Origin of the sequence: Pseudomonas sp. IT-196MI5 (assembly GCF_949767415.1) — a bacterium.
Taxonomy (GTDB): domain Bacteria; phylum Pseudomonadota; class Gammaproteobacteria; order Pseudomonadales; family Pseudomonadaceae; genus Aquipseudomonas.
Genome location: NZ_CATKPZ010000009.1, coordinates 31440 through 46804, shown reverse-complemented (window position 1 = coordinate 46804; position 15365 = coordinate 31440). Strand labels below are relative to the sequence as shown.

Annotated in this window: 15 protein-coding genes and 1 pseudogene; 10 read left to right on the top strand and 6 right to left on the bottom strand. The window is 60.7% G+C overall.

Annotated features, from left to right (window positions below; all coding sequences use genetic code 11):
• Positions 1 to 150 precede the first annotated feature (150 nt).
• Positions 151 to 591: a GlcG/HbpS family heme-binding protein gene (locus ACM6IK_RS06445; protein ID WP_046037662.1), complete on the bottom strand. Its 441-nt coding sequence runs from the start codon at positions 589 to 591 to the stop codon at positions 151 to 153.
• A 260-nt stretch (positions 592 to 851) separates the two neighbouring features.
• Here ACM6IK_RS06445 and gcl point away from each other — a divergent pair, with 260 nt between their 5' ends.
• From gcl to ACM6IK_RS06405, 8 genes are all read left to right on the top strand, one after another.
• Positions 852 to 2627, top strand: coding sequence for a glyoxylate carboligase (gene gcl, locus ACM6IK_RS06440; protein ID WP_108218690.1), 1776 nt, complete (start codon positions 852 to 854; stop codon positions 2625 to 2627).
• 154 nt (positions 2628 to 2781) lie between these two features.
• A complete protein-coding gene (gene hyi, locus ACM6IK_RS06435) occupies positions 2782 to 3564 on the top strand; it encodes a hydroxypyruvate isomerase (RefSeq protein ID WP_414873626.1) in 783 nt (260 codons plus the stop codon).
• Positions 3565 to 3745: 181 nt separating this feature from the next.
• A complete protein-coding gene (locus tag ACM6IK_RS06430) occupies positions 3746 to 4639 on the top strand; it encodes a 2-hydroxy-3-oxopropionate reductase (RefSeq protein WP_414873625.1) in 894 nt (297 codons plus the stop codon).
• Positions 4640 to 4790: 151 nt separating this feature from the next.
• The gene (locus ACM6IK_RS06425) at positions 4791 to 6071 is read left to right on the top strand and encodes a glycerate kinase type-2 family protein (protein WP_414873624.1); all 1281 of its coding nucleotides are present in this window, start codon (positions 4791 to 4793) and stop codon (positions 6069 to 6071) included.
• Positions 6061 to 7476: a pyruvate kinase gene (gene pyk / locus ACM6IK_RS06420; RefSeq protein ID WP_414873623.1), complete on the top strand. Its 1416-nt coding sequence runs from the start codon at positions 6061 to 6063 to the stop codon at positions 7474 to 7476. Before ACM6IK_RS06425 ends, pyk begins: the two co-directional genes overlap by 11 nt.
• 160 nt (positions 7477 to 7636) lie before the next feature.
• Positions 7637 to 8551, top strand: a complete 915-nt coding sequence (locus ACM6IK_RS06415; RefSeq protein ID WP_414873622.1) for an urea transporter — start codon at positions 7637 to 7639, stop codon at positions 8549 to 8551.
• A gap of 21 nt (positions 8552 to 8572) precedes the next feature.
• Positions 8573 to 9397: an ion transporter gene (locus ACM6IK_RS06410; RefSeq protein WP_414873621.1), complete on the top strand. Its 825-nt coding sequence runs from the start codon at positions 8573 to 8575 to the stop codon at positions 9395 to 9397.
• Between the two features lie 173 nt (positions 9398 to 9570).
• Entirely contained in the window at positions 9571 to 10569 is a 999-nt protein-coding gene (locus ACM6IK_RS06405) for a sulfate ABC transporter substrate-binding protein (RefSeq protein ID WP_414873620.1), read from the top strand.
• 187 nt (positions 10570 to 10756) lie between these two features.
• Here ACM6IK_RS06405 and ACM6IK_RS06400 read toward each other — a convergent pair whose 3' ends face one another.
• Positions 10757 to 11386 (bottom strand): hypothetical protein, encoded by a 630-nt coding sequence (locus tag ACM6IK_RS06400; protein WP_218432758.1) that lies wholly within the window; start codon positions 11384 to 11386, stop codon positions 10757 to 10759.
• A gap of 235 nt (positions 11387 to 11621) precedes the next feature.
• On the opposite strand from ACM6IK_RS06400, the gene ACM6IK_RS06395 reads away from it, so the two are divergent.
• Complete coding sequence (locus tag ACM6IK_RS06395; protein WP_414873619.1) at positions 11622 to 12827, top strand: MFS transporter; 1206 nt, start codon at positions 11622 to 11624, stop codon at positions 12825 to 12827.
• Between the two features lie 104 nt (positions 12828 to 12931).
• On the opposite strand, the gene ACM6IK_RS06390 is transcribed toward ACM6IK_RS06395, so the two are convergent.
• Both ACM6IK_RS06390 and ACM6IK_RS06385 read right to left on the bottom strand, forming a co-directional pair.
• On the bottom strand, positions 12932 to 13336 hold the full coding sequence (locus tag ACM6IK_RS06390; RefSeq protein ID WP_108218680.1) for a type II toxin-antitoxin system HicB family antitoxin: 405 nt from the start codon (positions 13334 to 13336) through the stop codon (positions 12932 to 12934).
• The gene (locus ACM6IK_RS06385) at positions 13336 to 13548 is read right to left on the bottom strand and encodes a type II toxin-antitoxin system HicA family toxin (RefSeq protein WP_414873693.1); all 213 of its coding nucleotides are present in this window, start codon (positions 13546 to 13548) and stop codon (positions 13336 to 13338) included. The genes ACM6IK_RS06390 and ACM6IK_RS06385 overlap by 1 nt, the downstream gene beginning before the upstream one ends.
• Positions 13549 to 13650: 102 nt before the next feature.
• On the opposite strand from ACM6IK_RS06385, the gene ACM6IK_RS06380 reads away from it, so the two are divergent.
• On the top strand, positions 13651 to 13779 hold the full coding sequence (locus tag ACM6IK_RS06380; protein ID WP_414873618.1) for a hypothetical protein: 129 nt from the start codon (positions 13651 to 13653) through the stop codon (positions 13777 to 13779).
• A 198-nt stretch (positions 13780 to 13977) separates the two neighbouring features.
• On the opposite strand, the gene phnN is transcribed toward ACM6IK_RS06380, so the two are convergent.
• Positions 13978 to 14544, bottom strand: coding sequence for a phosphonate metabolism protein/1,5-bisphosphokinase (PRPP-forming) PhnN (phnN, locus tag ACM6IK_RS06375; protein ID WP_414873617.1), 567 nt, complete (start codon positions 14542 to 14544; stop codon positions 13978 to 13980).
• Between the two features lie 44 nt (positions 14545 to 14588).
• Positions 14589 to 14975 (bottom strand): annotated as a pseudogene (locus ACM6IK_RS06370) (alpha-D-ribose 1-methylphosphonate 5-triphosphate diphosphatase); the annotation flags it as partial.
• Between the last annotated feature and the right edge of the window lie 390 nt (positions 14976 to 15365).

The window sequence follows — 15365 nt, the reverse complement described above, 5'->3', positions numbered from 1 at the left end:
GGCACACTATTGACTGGATGTGTCTGGTAGATAGCTATCGCGAGCAGGCTCACTCCTACAGGGGTTCTGGCATTCAGACAATTTTGTGTCCGACCACAAACCCTGTAGGAGCGAGCCTGCTCGCGATGGCATTAGATCAGGCGCTACAAATCAAGCCGCCACCCCAGCATCCGCCACCAACCCCAACGCCTCGATCGCATTGATCGCGCACTGCTCGTCGACATCCGACAGATCGCCGCTGATCCCCACCGCCCCCAGTACATTCCCGTCCTGATCGCGAACCAGCACACCACCCGGTGCCGGCACGACGCTGCCCTGCCCAAGGCTGTTCAGCGCGGCGATAAATGCCGGGCGTTGCTGAGCGTCCAGCGCCAGCAGGCGTGAACCCTTGCCCAGCGCGATGGCGCCCCAGGCTTTGCCGATGGCGACGTGCGGGCGCAGCAGGCTGGCGCCGTCTTCGCGTTGCAAGGCGATCAGATGCCCACCGGCGTCCAGTACCGCAATCGTCAAGGGTGCCGCAGAGATTGCACGCCCTGCGGTGATGGCCTCGTTGACCAGGTTGACTGCGACTTTCAAGGTTAAAGCGCTCATGGTGCCGTCCTCATTTTGTTTTTCGGAAAGTCGTTGGGCTGCGCGGCAGCCCGATGCAACAAATAGAACACAATGAATTATTTTTTTGTATACAATAATTCTCGAAAAGCGCCACATGCGACGAAAAGCCACAGCAGAACGGGCTTCAGACGAATGAAACGGCCGCTTGAGAAAATGGATTGACCTGCGCCGTCCGCCGTGAATACACTCTGCGCAAAGCCACTTGTATACAATTACAAAACGTAAAGAGGCACAAAACCATGAGCAAAATGAGAGCAATCGAAGCCGCCGTTCTGGTGATGCGCCGTGAAGGGGTCGATACCGCTTTCGGCATCCCGGGTGCCGCCATCAACCCGCTGTACTCCGCCCTGCAAAAGGTCGGCGGCATCGATCACGTACTCGCTCGCCACGTTGAAGGCGCCTCGCACATGGCCGAGGGCTACACCCGCACCAAGGCCGGCAACATCGGCGTGTGCATCGGCACTTCCGGCCCTGCCGGTACCGACATGGTCACCGGGCTCTACAGCGCCTCGGCCGACTCGATTCCAATCCTCTGCATCACAGGCCAGGCACCCCGCGCCCGTATGCACAAGGAAGACTTCCAGGCTGTCGATATCACCACCATCGTCAAGCCAGTCACCAAGTGGTCGACCACCGTCATGGAACCGGGCCAGGTGCCTTATGCGTTCCAGAAGGCTTTCTATGAAATGCGCTCCGGCCGTCCAGGCCCGGTGCTGATCGACCTGCCGTTCGACGTGCAGATGGCCGAAATCGAATTCGACATCGACGCCTACCAGCCGCTGCCATTGGCCAAGCCGAGCGCTACCCGCGTTCAGGTGGAAAAAGCCTTGGCCATGCTGGATCAGGCCGAGCGTCCATTGCTGGTGGCCGGTGGCGGCATCATCAATGCCGACGCCAGCGATCTGTTGGTGGAGTTCGCCGAGCTGACCGGTATTCCGGTTATCCCGACCTTGATGGGCTGGGGCACCATCCCGGACGATCACCCGCTGATGGTGGGCATGGTTGGTCTGCAGACTTCGCACCGCTACGGCAACGCAACCATGCTGAAATCCGACGTGGTTCTGGGCGTGGGTAACCGTTGGGCCAACCGCCACACCGGTTCCGTTGACGTGTACACCGAAGGCCGCAAGTTCATTCACGTCGATATCGAACCGACCCAGATCGGCCGCGTGTTCACCCCGGACCTGGGCATCGTTTCCGACGCCGCTGCCGCGCTGACCGTGTTCATCGAAGTCGCTCGCGAATGGCAAGCCGCTGGCAAGCTGAAGAACCGCAGCGCCTGGCTGCAAGACTGCCAGCAGCGTAAAGCCAGCCTGCAGCGCAAGACTCACTTCGACAACGTGCCGGTCAAGCCGCAACGCGTTTACGAAGAAATGAACCAGGTGTTTGGCAAAGACACCTGCTACGTCAGTACCATCGGTCTGTCGCAGATTGCCGGCGCGCAGTTCCTGCACGTCTACAAGCCGCGTCACTGGATCAACTGCGGTCAGGCTGGCCCGTTGGGCTGGACCATTCCGGCAGCGCTGGGCGTGGTCAAGGCTGATCCGAACCGCAAAGTCGTGGCCCTGTCGGGGGACTATGACTTCCAGTTCATGATCGAAGAACTGGCCGTGGGTGCGCAGTTCAAGCTGCCGTACATCCACGTCGTGGTGAACAACTCGTACCTGGGTCTGATCCGTCAGGCACAGCGCGGTTTCGACATGGACTACTGCGTGCAGCTGTCCTTCGACAACCTGAACGCGCCGGAACTCAACGGCTACGGCGTGGACCACGTCGCAGTCGCCGAAGGCCTCGGCTGCAAGGCACTGCGTGTGTTTGAACCGGCTCAGATCCAGCCTGCCCTGCGCAAGGCCCAGGAGCTGATCGAAGAGTTCAAGGTGCCGGTGATCGTCGAGATCATCCTGGAGCGCGTGACCAACATTTCCATGGGTACCGAGATCAACGCCGTCAACGAGTTCGAAGACCTGGCGCTGGTCGGCGACGACGCACCGACTGCGATTTCGTTGCTCGATTAACTTGTAGGATCGTTCCCGCATCCTGTGGGAGCGAGCTTGCTCGCGATTGCGTAGTGCCATTCAGCATCCATATCGACTGACACGCCGCTATCGCGAGCAAGCTCGCTCCCACAGGGATCCGGGACCGCTCACCATACATATTCAGGAGACCACCATGCCGCGTTTCGCAGCCAACCTGTCCATGCTGTTCACCGAACAGGACTTTCTTGCCCGTTTCGAAGCGGCCGCCAAGGCCGGCTTCAGTGGTGTCGAATACCTGTTCCCGTACGACTTCAGCTCCGGCGAAATCAAGGCCAAGCTCGACGCCAACGGTCTGACCCAAGTGTTGTTCAACCTGCCCGCCGGTGACTGGGCCAAGGGCGAGCGCGGTATCGCGTGCCTGCCGGACCGGGTTGAAGAGTTCCGTGCCGGTGTCGACCTGGCCATCGCTTACGCGCAAGTGCTGGGCAACACCCAGGTCAACTGCCTGGCCGGTATTCGTCCGCAGGGCGTTGACGATGCCACCGTGGAGAAAACCTTCGTCGCCAACCTCAAGTACGCCGCCGACAAGCTGCAAGCGGCGGGTATCAAGCTGGTGATGGAAGCGATCAACACCCGTGACATTCCAGGCTTCTACCTGAACAACACGGCGCAAGCCCTGTCGATTCGCGAGCAGGTCGGCAGCGCCAACCTGTTCCTGCAATACGACATCTATCACATGCAAATCATGGAAGGCGATCTGGCCCGCACCCTGCAATCGCACCTGGGCGAGATCAACCACGTGCAGCTCGCGGACAACCCGGGGCGCAACGAACCTGGCACCGGTGAAATCAACTACCGCTTCCTGTTCGAACACCTGGACCGCATCGGTTATCAGGGCTGGGTCGGTTGCGAATACAAGCCGCTGACCACCACCGAGGCAGGCCTGGGCTGGTTGAAGTCGCACAACGCAATCTGACACTGAACCCGGGCCTTTGTGGCAAGGGGGCTTGCCCCTGTTCGGCTGCGCAGCAGTCGTAAAAGCTACTGACCGTGAAAACATATGGGGCCGCTGCGCGACCCAACGGGGGCAAGCCCCCTCGCCACAAAAAGCTCATCGGTTCCAAACCGGGGGCAAGACAAAACAAGAGGATTTTCTCATGGCTAAAATCGGATTTATCGGCACCGGCATCATGGGCCACCCAATGGCATTGAACCTGCAGAAAGCCGGTCACAGCCTGTTCCTGTCGGCGCACCACGACGCCGCCCCTGCCGACCTGATTGCCGGCGGTGCCGTTGCCCTGGCGAACCCGAAGCAAGTCGCCGAGGAAGCTGAATTCATCATCGTCATGGTGCCGGATACCCCGCAGGTCGATGACGTGCTGTTCCGCGCCGACGGCATCGCTGCCGGTGTTGGCAAAGGCAAAGTGGTGATCGACATGAGTTCGATCTCGCCGACTGCCACCAAGGCTTTCGCGGCCAGGATCAACGAAAACGGCGCGCAATACCTCGACGCCCCGGTATCCGGCGGTGAGGTCGGCGCCAAGGCGGCGACCCTGAGCATCATGGTCGGCGGCGATGCCGACGCCTTCGAACGCGCACTGCCGCTGTTCCAGGCCATGGGCAAGAACATCACCCTGGTCGGTGGCAACGGCGACGGTCAGACTGCCAAGGTGGCCAACCAGATCATCGTGGCCCTGAACATCCAGGCGGTGGCAGAAGCCCTGCTGTTCGCTTCGAAAAACGGTGCCGATCCGGCCAAGGTGCGTGAAGCACTGATGGGCGGTTTCGCGTCCTCGAAGATCCTGGAAGTACATGGCGAGCGCATGATCAAAGGCACCTTCGATCCGGGCTTTCGCATCAGCCTGCACCAGAAGGACCTGAACCTGGCCCTGCAAGGCGCCAAGGAGCTGAACATCAACCTGCCGAACACCGCCAACACCCAGCAAGTGTTCAGCACCTGTGCGGCCATCGGTGGCAGCAACTGGGACCACTCGGCGCTGATCAAGGGCCTGGAACACATGGCGAACTTCTCGATTCGCGACAAGAAGTAAGCCCTGCCGCAAACCTGTAGGAGTGAGCCTGCTCGCGATGAGGTCCTGACATTCAACATCAATGTTGACTGATCCACCGCTATCGCGAGCAGGCTCGCTCCTACAGGGATCCGAGTTGCCCTTCAAATAACAAGAATTCCGGGAGCCCGCCATGTCGGTCGATCCGCAACAATTGCTGCGCGAGCTGTTTGCCACAGCCATCGACGCGGCGCATCCGCAACAAGTCCTCGAAGCCCATTTGCCTGCCGACCGCAGCGGTCGGGTGATCGTCATTGGCGCCGGCAAAGCCGCCGCCGCCATGGCCCAAGTGGTCGAGCGCTGCTGGCAGGGTGAAGTCTCCGGCCTGGTGGTGACCCGCTACGGTCACGGCGCCCCTTGCGAAAAAATCGAAGTGGTCGAAGCCGCGCATCCGGTGCCTGACGCTGCTGGCCAAGCCGTCGCCAAGCGCGTTTTCGAGCTGGTCAGCGACCTGACGGAAAACGACCGCGTGATCTTCCTGCTCTCCGGTGGTGGCTCTGCTCTGCTGGCACTGCCGGCCGAAGGCATCACCCTGGCCGACAAGCAGTCGATCAACAAAGCCCTGCTCAAGTCTGGGGCGACCATCGGCGAGATGAACTGCGTGCGCAAGCACCTCTCGGCGATCAAGGGCGGCCGCCTGGGCAAAGCCTGCTGGCCGGCCACTGTCTACACCTACGCGATTTCCGATGTACCGGGCGACCTCGCCACGGTCATCGCTTCCGGCCCGACCGTAGCCGACCCGAGCACCTCGGCCGAAGCGTTGGCGATCCTCAAACGCTACGCCATCGAGGTTCCGGCTTCGGTGCGCAGCTGGCTGCTAAGCCCCGAATCGGAAACCGTCAAACCCGGTGACCCGAGCCTGGCCCGCAGTCATTTCCAGTTGATCGCCCGCCCGCAACAATCCCTTGAAGCAGCGGCGGTGAAATGCCGTCAGGCCGGATTCAGTCCGCTGATCCTCGGTGACCTTGAAGGTGAATCCCGCGAGGTGGCCAAAGTCCACGCCGGCATCGCGAGGCAGATCGTCCTGCACGGTCAGCCGCTGGCGGCGCCCTGCGTGATTCTCTCCGGCGGCGAAACCACCGTCACCGTGCGCGGCAACGGTCGTGGCGGGCGCAACGCCGAGTTCCTGCTGAGCCTGACCGACAGCCTCAAGGGTCTGCCCGGCGTCTACGCGCTGGCCGGCGACACCGATGGCATCGACGGCTCCGAAGACAACGCCGGCGCGATCATGACCCCGGACAGCTATGCCCGAGCAGCAGCAAAGGGTCTGAGCGCTAGCGACGAGTTGGACAACAACAATGGCTACGGCTACTTCGAGGCGCTGGACGCGCTGATCGTCACCGAGCCGACCCGCACCAACGTCAACGACTTCCGCGCCATTCTGATCCTTGAGAGCACTAAACATGACGCCTGATAAAAAGGTCAAAATCCTCGCCACGCTCGGCCCGGCCACCGACGGTATCGACGCCATCCGTGAGCTGGTGCTGGCCGGGGTCAACATCTTCCGCCTGAACTTCAGCCACGGCGATCACGCCGACCATGCCCAGCGTTTCCATTGGATTCGTGAAGTCGAACGCCAGCTCAATTATCCATTGGGCATCCTGATGGACCTGCAAGGCCCGAAACTGCGGGTCGGCAAGTTCGCCGACGGCAAGGTGCAACTGGTACGCGGCCAAGCCCTTCGCCTGGACCTCGATGCCACGCCGGGCGATGAGCGCCGGGTCAACCTGCCGCACCCGGAAATCATCGCCGCCCTCGAGCCGGGCATGGACCTGCTGCTGGACGACGGCAAGTTACGCCTGCGGGTAGTGACCAAGTACGCCGACGCCATCGACACCACCGTGCTCAATGGCGGCGAACTGTCGGACCGCAAAGGCGTGAACGTGCCGCAAGCGGTGCTCGACCTGAGCCCGCTGACCGCCAAGGATCGTCGCGACTTGACCTTCGGTCTGGAGCTCGGTGTGGACTGGGTGGCGCTCTCGTTCGTGCAACGTCCCGACGACATCCGCGAAGCCCGCTCCCTGATCGGCGACAAGGCGTTCCTGATGGCCAAGATCGAGAAGCCCTCGGCGGTCGAAAAACTGCGCGAGATCGCCGAATTGAGCGATGCGATCATGGTTGCCCGGGGTGATCTGGGCGTGGAAGTGCCGGCCGAAAGCGTGCCGCAGATTCAGAAGAACATCATCGGCACCTGCCGTCAGCTCGGCAAACCGGTGGTGGTGGCGACCCAGATGCTCGAGTCGATGCGCTTCTCACCGGCGCCAACCCGCGCCGAAGTCACCGATGTCGCCAACGCCGTGGCCGAAGGTGCCGACGCGGTGATGCTGTCGGCGGAAACCGCCTCCGGCGAATACCCGCTCGAAGCCGTGCAGATGATGAGCAAGATCATCCGCCAGGTGGAAAACGGTCCGGACTATCAGACCCAACTCGACGTCAGCCGACCGAAAGCCGAGGCGACCGTTTCCGACGCGATCAGCTGCGCCATTCGCCGCATCAGCAACGTGCTGCCGGTGGCGGTGCTGGTCAATTACAGCGAGTCCGGCGCGTCGAGCCTGCGCGCGGCGCGGGAGCGGCCGACGGTGCCGATCCTCAACCTGACACCGAACCTGCAAACCGCCCGTCGCCTGAGCGTGGCCTGGGGTGTGCACTCGGTAGTCAACGACCGCCTGCGCCAGGTCGATGAAGTCTGCTCCACGGCACTGGAAATTGCCCAGGCCCAGGGCATGGCGCAGCGTGGCGACACGCTGTTGATCACTGCGGGTGTGCCGTTTGGGCAACCGGGATCGACTAACTCTTTGCGTATCGAGACATTGATCTAGCGCCTGTACCGGCCTCATCGCGAGCAGGCTCGCTCCCACATTGGTTTTGTGTCGTTCACAGAATCAAGACTGAACAGAGATTCAGTGTGGGAGCGAGCCTGCTCGCGATCAGCCGGGGTCGCGCTCGACCAACTCGGTCCCACTAACTTTCAGAACTGCCATGCCTGCCAATCACTTCAACACCCACTGCCCCGATTGGGCCGAAGCCTTGCTCAACGGCTTCAGCCAGATCTTTCTCCAGCGCAATCCGCTGTGCGGCCTGCTGTGTCTGTCCGCGATTCTGTTTACCGCGCCCGCCCTGCTCGGCGGCGCTTTGCTCGGTGGTGTCGCCGGGTTGTTCACCGCGCAACGCCGCAACTATGCCAAGGCTGATCGTCAGGCCGGACTGTACAGTTACAACGGCGTTCTGCTCGGTCTGTTGCTGAGCCTGTATTTCCCCTGGTCGGCGATGATGCCGCCGCTGATTCTGGCCGCCGGAGGCCTGAGCGCGATGGTCACCCAGCAGTGGCTCAAGCGCATCCGGTTCAGCCAATGCCTGCCCGCCTACACCGCGCCCTTCGTCGGGCTGAGCTGGTTGCTGCTGTGCTTCGCCACGCCCTCGACAGAGGCGCACTTGATCGAGGTCAGCTCTCTGAACATGCTCGCCGCCCCCCTCAAAGGCATTGGTCAGGTGATGTTCCTTGGTCATCCACTGGCCGGTGCGATGATTGCCGCCGGTTTGCTGATCGCCGATCGCCGCGCATTTTTCTGGGCGTTGCTGGCGTCTGTCGCAGGCATGGGCTGGAGCCTGCTGCACCACGACTTCTATACCGCACTGCTCGGCCTCGGCGGCTATAACGCCGTGCTCGCCGCCCTCGCCTTCAGCTCTCAGGGTCGCCAACCGTGGCTGCCGCTGCTTGGCATTGGCTTGGCGCTGTTGCTGACGCCGGTGTTTGCCGCCATCGGTCTGCCCACACTGACTGCGCCGTTCATTCTTGCCGGCTGGCTGATCCGCTGCGTTGTGCAAATGCTCGGCAAAGCCACCGTCGAAAGCGCGCCTTGCGCTCCCGGGGAGAATCAACCTAGGCTGCGTTGATTTGCGGCCAGGGCGATGGGCATGAACAGCAACGACACGTGGCGTAATCGCCTGTACGTGATTATTTTCCAGACCGACACCGTCGCCGGGCGACGTTTCGACACCACCCTGCTGCTGATCATCCTCGCCAGCCTGGTGGTGGTGATTCTGGACAGCATCGATGACGTCCACCAGAACTACGCCAGCGTGCTTGCGTACATCGAGTGGGGCTTCACGGTGATCTTCCTCGGCGAGTACATCCTGCGCCTGTACTGCTCGCCCAAACCCCTGCGCTATGCCTTCAGTTTCTATGGGCTGGTGGACCTGCTGGCCATCGTGCCTGGCGTCCTCGCGCTGTATTACAGCGATGCCCAATACCTGCTGATCATCCGGGTGATCCGGATGCTGCGGATCTTCCGCGTGCTCAAGCTCGGTCCTTATCTCAAACAAGCCCATTACCTGCTCGATGCGTTGCGCGGCAGCAAGCAGAAAATCCTCGTGTTCCTGCTCAGCGTCTGCACCCTGGTGACAGTGTTCGGCACCCTGATGTACGTGGTCGAAGGCCCGCAAAGTGGCTTCACCAGCATTCCCAAGGGCATCTACTGGGCGATCGTCACCCTGACCACAGTCGGTTATGGCGACATCGTGCCCAGGACCGCCCTGGGCCAGGTCATTTCGTCGATGGTGATGATCACCGGTTATTCGATCATTGCCGTGCCCACGGGGATCTTCACTGCCGAACTGGCCACGGCCATGCGTGGAGGCCAGTTACAGCACGACTGCCCGGTGTGTGCCAAAGACAGCCACGAACCGGAAGCCTCGTTCTGCTCCCGTTGTGGCAATGCACTGTTCAAAAAACTGGAATAAGCAAAGAGCTTTTTAATCTTTAAGGGACTAAACGAGCCCGGCTATAGTCGACACATCGTTGATAACTAATAAATAACCCGTAGGAGCTGCCGTAGGCTGCGATCTTTTGATCTTGAAAATCAAAGTCAAAAGATCGCAGCCTACGGCAGCTCCTACATCAAAAGGATTTCGCAGTGAAAAAACTCTTTGGCGCCTCTCTTCTGGCCGCGGGCCTGGCACTGACCAGCGTGGCTCAGGCCGCACCGACCCTGCTCAACGTTTCCTACGACGTGATGCGCGATTTCTACAAGGACTACAACACTGCGTTCCAGAAACACTGGCAAGCCGAACACAACGAAAACATCGTCCTGCAGATGTCCTTCGGCGGCTCCAGCAAACAGGCGCGTTCAGTCATCGACGGCCTGCCGGCTGACGTGATCACCATGAACATGGCCACCGACATCAACGCCCTGGCGGACAACGGCAAACTGGTCCCGGACAACTGGGTCACGCGCCTGCCGAACAACAGCGCGCCGTTCACCTCGGCCACTGTGTTCATAGTGCGCAAGGGCAACCCGAAAGCCCTGAAGGACTGGCCGGACCTGCTCAAGGACGGCGTACAGGTCATCGTGCCGAACCCGAAAACCTCCGGCAACGGTCGCTACACCTACCTTTCGGCCTGGGGCTACGTGCTGAAAAACGGCGGCGACGAGAACAAAGCCAAAGACTTCGTCGGCAAGCTGTTCAAGCAAGCGCCGGTTCTCGACACCGGCGGCCGTGCCGCCACCACCACCTTCATGACCAACCAGATCGGCGACGTGCTGGTGACCTTCGAGAACGAAGCGGAAATGATCGCCCGCGAGTTCGGCCGTGATCAGTTCGAAGTCATCTACCCAAGCGTTTCTGCCGAAGCCGAGCCACCGGTCTCTGTTGTCGACAAAAACGTCGACAAGAAAGGCACACGCGCCGCCGCCGAGGAATACCTGAAATACCTGTGGTCGCCACAAGGCCAGGAAATCGCTGCCGCCAACTACCTGCGCCCGCGTGACCCGGCCGTGCTGGCCAAGTACACCGACCGCTTCCCGAAAGTGGACTTCCTGTCGGTGGAGAAGACCTTCGGTGACTGGCGCACGGTGCAGAAGACCCACTTCAATGATGGCGGGGTTTTCGACCAGATCTACAGCGGTCAGTGATAACCGGGCGGTAACGAAAAAGGCGACCTGCAGAGGTCGCCTTTTTTATGGGTACAACACCTATCCACTGTAGGAGCGAGCTTGCTCGCGAAAATCGTCAACGATAACGCGTAAACCCAGATGACCAGTGGCGCTCTTGATTTTTTCGCGAGCGAGCTCGCTCCTACAGAGGATCTGCAGTGGTCTGTTACATCGGCGGCGTCACGCCATCCTTGCCCGCCGAGATGGATTGAGCAGTGAGCGTGCCATCAGCACCCTGCGTGACAAAGGTCACGATCTTCACGCCCACCTTCAACAGGCTGCGATCGGCCGGCACCAGGTTGACGATGGGTACGTCTTCGGGCACCAGAATCTTCTGTTGGCCGCCCTTGTAATTGACGGTCAGCACCCGACCGTTGCTCACCACCAGGTCGCCGACGCTGCCGTTGGTCATGCTGCTGCCCTTGACCAGATCGAAGGGCCGATGACCGTCGCCACTGCCGGCCAGCTCTGGCGGGAAAACATGAACTTCAAGGGCCTTGAGGGTGCCATCCTCCTGGGGAATGGCCGCAGAGCCGATGTAACTGCCGGGCTTGATGTCTTCGATGTTGGCCAAGGTCACGGCGCGGACCTTGGTGTCCTTGGTCAAATTGATCACCACATTGTCGCCGCTGTTGGCGTGGACTTTCAGAACGTCCGGACTGACGCCGGTGATCTCGCCGCGCACCCCGATGCGCGTGCCCGGCGCATCCTCTGCCTGGACCAGGCCAACGCTGAATACGCTGATCAAGGTAGCGACACAAGCGCGGAGAATCAGCTGACGAAACTTCACATTCATGGGACGGCCCTCCGGTGGCAAGACAGTAAGAGAGAACATGAGCACGCTATCGAGCAAGATATAAGTGAATGTATCATTCACCTCCATAGTTCTGACGCAAGGCTCTTCGACGGGCGACACACGCGGCCGTCAGTCATTCCGCAATGGAATGATTGCTATCACTCCAATCCCTCTTCCGCCGTTTCAGTCAGCCCATTAGCCTGCGCGCATTCCTTTCCGTACAGCGAGACCCGTTATGAACCCAGCGACCCAGGTGTCCCACGGCACCGCGACAATGACCCCAGGGATGGTGCTGCTGTTCGCCTTCTGCTGCGGCGCGATTGTCGCCAACATCTACTACGCGCAGCCGATCATCGGCCTGATCGCGCCGGACATCGGCCTGACCAACACCATGGCCAGCCTGATCGTTTCCCTGACTCAGATCGGCTATGCGCTGGGGCTGTTCTTCCTGGTGCCGCTGGGGGATTTGCTGGAGAACCGCCGGTTGATGATCATCACCACGCTGGTGGCAATCGGCAGCCTGCTGGGGGCGGCGCTCACCGATCAGCCGAATGTGTTTTTGCTGATTTCGCTGTTGGTGGGGTTCAGTTCGGTGTCGGTGCAGATCCTGATTCCGCTGGCCGCGCACCTGGCGCCGGAAGAAACCCGTGGCCGTGTGGTGGGCGGGATCATGGGCGGATTGTTGCTCGGCATTCTGCTGGCCCGGCCGGTGTCCAGCGTGGTGGCCGACCACTTCGGCTGGCGGGCGATGTTTGTGATTGCCTCCGTGTTGATGGCCGCCATCAGCATCGTGCTGGCCGTAACCATTCCCAAACGTGAACCTGATCACAGTGCTTCCTACGGCCAGTTGCTGGGCTCGCTGTGGACGCTGTTGCGCAAACAACCGGTGCTGCGCCAGCGGGCGTTTTACCAGGGGTGCATGTTTGCCACCTTCAGCCTGTTCTGGACCGCCGTGCCACTGGAGTTGGCGCGCAATCACGGTTTGTCGCAAAGCGAGATCGCGATTTTCGCGCTGGTGGGCGCCATCGGCGCCATTGCCGCCCCTATCGCCGGACGCCTGGCCGATGCCGGCCACACCCGCATCGCATCGTTGCTCGCCCTGCTGTTCGCCAGCCTGAGTTTTCTGCCGGCGTTTATCCATCCGGCCTGGAGCGTCATCGGCCTGGCCGTGACCGGTGTGGTGCTCGACTTCTGCGTGCAGATGAACATGGTCCTCGGCCAGCGTGCGGTGTACGCCCTCGACGGCAAAAGCCGCAGCCGCCTGAATGCGCTGTACATGACCAGCATCTTCATCGGCGGCGCCTTCGGCTCTTCGGTGGCCAGCGCGGTGTACGAACAGGGCGGCTGGTTGTGGATCGTAATCGTCGGCAGCGCATTTCCGCTGCTGGCGTTGTTGCGGTTTTTGAGTGTTTCGCAGAAGACGGCGTTGGCGACTGCGTAAGCTTTAAAGCTTCGTCAGATCGCCGCCCGGAGCTGACTCGCTCCTACAGGGTTCGCGAACATCCTGTGGGAGCGAGCCTGCTCGCGAATGAAAGCGACCCGGATTTATTGCCGCACCAGCTTTTCCATCGCCGCATCCGCCAGAAAGGAGGAGCGGCTTTTGACATTGTGCTCGCGCACATAGCGGTCAATGCGCTGGATCACATAGCCGGGCAGCGTGACATTGACCTTCTCGGTCTTGCCCATATACGGCGAAATATCCAGCTCCAGCATTCCCCAGCCCATGTCGGCGAACTCCGGATTACCACGATGCACCGCTGCCGAAGTCGGCATCGGAATCGTCTCTCCATCTGCCGCGATCTCTTGCAGCATGATGTGGGCAATTTCGACAGCAGCGTTATAGGCATCTTCAAAGGTATCCCCGGCGGTTACCGCGCCAGGAATATCGGGGATCTGGATACCGATAGCGGTGTGTTCATCGCCCCATTCGATACAGATTGGATATTGCATTATGGATCTCCTGCGTAACTGGCTGGCGGGCAGTACAGCCCGGCGCGCCTCCTGATGCTCTTGACCGTCCCGACCGGCAAATCCTTTTTCGGATGGGGGACGGGGATCGTGTATGGGTTGTATCGGTGAGTGAAGATGTGATGACTGCCAGTGCCCCTGTCCAAAGTCCAACCTGCCTCCATCAATTCCTTGATCAATAGCCTGCTCTGCACCACCAGCCTCCTTGCTCCGGCCCAATTAAAAGTAACCCTAGAGTTATCTTTACTCAAGCACAAAATCTCGCAGTACGACGCTCGGTTGTTTTACAGAGTGTGATGCTGCCCATGCCGGGGCGCTATGCGATCGGCCGAGAGGGTGTGATCCGTTACGCCGAGGTCAACCCGGATTACACTCAGCGTCCCGAGCCTGAGGCGATGCTGGATACAATTCGCGGTTCGCACTGACACCATTCATCAAATGTGGGGCGAGCAGCCTCGCCCCACATCGAATCGCGGCTGGCCGTGCGGCTGTTGCTGCGCTCGACCCGGGGGTTGATGAGGTAAGTTTCAGCCCCTCAATCAAGATCAAAAGATCGCAGGCCGCGCCAGCTCCTACATTAAGCGCGTACACAGGTAAATCATCGTCGTTCGCTCCCCGCAATGTCAGACACATGGAGGCTGCTCGTCAAAGCAGGCCAGCAACCGTTCGACCGTTTGCTCAAGTTGTCCGGAGTTGTCGAGCAGGTGCACGGTCGAGTCTTGCGCCAGCAGTTGCTCGCTGAACCGGGCATTGCGTGCCAACCGCTGATTGATCTCGGTCAGCGATTCCCGCCCACGCTCCAGCAAGCGATGACGCAGTACTGCTTGATCCACTGTCAACAACAGCACTAACACGTTCGGATAGCGCGAGCGCGTGTTCTGCAAATGCCCCCGAGAGCCATTGACCAGTACGTCCTGCCCGGCGGCCAGCCAATCGTCGATTTCCCGCGGGATGCCATAGGACAACCCGTTGGCGTGCCAGCTCAGGGCAAATGCCCCTTGAGCGTCCATATCGGCGAATTGCTGCGCACTGACACCCAGCGCCGCCTCGCCCACGGCTTCGGCCGAGCGAGTGATGACCCGCCGCACAATGCGGCAGCCGCGTTCGGCCAACCGCGTTCGTGCAGCATCCAGCAGGCTGTCCTTGCCCGAACCTGAAGGCCCGATGAGATAGATCAACCTGCCTGACATCAAAACACCCTCGTTGCTTGTCGCCATACTTGCTGGACCTTCGGCAGACCCAATGCGGTCTGATCTGCGGCGGCCACGTTACCCGAGTGTGACTCGCCGCGCACGATGTTCGGTGTGCCCATCAACACATTCATGCCGTGGTCCTTGGTAACCACGCCTCGACGGTGGTCGGGAACTCGGCGATGGTCATGCCGCAGCGTGATGGATTCGTCCATCTGCGTCGTGGTCAGGTGGTACTTGCTCATGTAGTACTCACGGTACTTGGATTCGAGGACGAACTGGCGCCGGCCCGGCGAGTGGTCCATCACCGACACCAACTGCACCAGCGGGTTCTCCACCAGATCGCGGAACACGCTGAAAATGTCCGGGTGGCAGAGCTCGCGGCGCAGGTGCAGGCGGTGTTCGGCTCGGGTCAGTTCGGCGTCGGAGGCTGTGGGAAGATGGCTTGCCTGCAGGCTTTAATACGCTGGGGATCAACACTGATAGAGGCACCGGTGGAGGTAGCTTCGGGTTGACGGAGAGGCTCAGGGCATGAGGGGGCGTGTGCCACAACAGCGCCCGAGGCGGCCTACCGGCCGGCCTGGTTCTTCATGCGTGCGCATTTCCCTGTAGGAGCTGTCGAGTGCAACGAGGCTGCGATCTTTTAGCTTTATTCCTGACAAACAAGAGCAAAAGATCGCAGCCTTCGGCAGCTCGGCGTGATACATCCGCGAAATCAGGTCGGCTGGCAGGCCGCCTTCGCTGGCAAGCCAGCGCCTACAGGGATTGGGGTTGAACCGAATTATTCAGCAGGCACAAAAAAGGCGACACGAAAGTCGCCT

Coding starts and splice junctions, on each gene's coding strand:
- ACM6IK_RS06425 (WP_414873624.1), top strand. CDS start 4,791: ATGTCGGTCGATCCGCAACAATTGCTGCGCGAGCTGTTTGCCACAGCC.
- ACM6IK_RS06390 (WP_108218680.1), bottom strand. CDS start 13,336: ATGCAATATCCAATCTGTATCGAATGGGGCGATGAACACACCGCTATC.
- ACM6IK_RS06380 (WP_414873618.1), top strand. CDS start 13,651: ATGCTGCCCATGCCGGGGCGCTATGCGATCGGCCGAGAGGGTGTGATC.
- hyi (WP_414873626.1), top strand. CDS start 2,782: ATGCCGCGTTTCGCAGCCAACCTGTCCATGCTGTTCACCGAACAGGAC.
- gcl (WP_108218690.1), top strand. CDS start 852: ATGAGCAAAATGAGAGCAATCGAAGCCGCCGTTCTGGTGATGCGCCGT.
- ACM6IK_RS06445 (WP_046037662.1), bottom strand. CDS start 591: ATGAGCGCTTTAACCTTGAAAGTCGCAGTCAACCTGGTCAACGAGGCC.
- ACM6IK_RS06400 (WP_218432758.1), bottom strand. CDS start 11,386: ATGAATGTGAAGTTTCGTCAGCTGATTCTCCGCGCTTGTGTCGCTACC.
- ACM6IK_RS06430 (WP_414873625.1), top strand. CDS start 3,746: ATGGCTAAAATCGGATTTATCGGCACCGGCATCATGGGCCACCCAATG.
- ACM6IK_RS06415 (WP_414873622.1), top strand. CDS start 7,637: ATGCCTGCCAATCACTTCAACACCCACTGCCCCGATTGGGCCGAAGCC.
- pyk (WP_414873623.1), top strand. CDS start 6,061: ATGACGCCTGATAAAAAGGTCAAAATCCTCGCCACGCTCGGCCCGGCC.
- phnN (WP_414873617.1), bottom strand. CDS start 14,544: ATGTCAGGCAGGTTGATCTATCTCATCGGGCCTTCAGGTTCGGGCAAG.
- ACM6IK_RS06395 (WP_414873619.1), top strand. CDS start 11,622: ATGAACCCAGCGACCCAGGTGTCCCACGGCACCGCGACAATGACCCCA.
- ACM6IK_RS06410 (WP_414873621.1), top strand. CDS start 8,573: ATGAACAGCAACGACACGTGGCGTAATCGCCTGTACGTGATTATTTTC.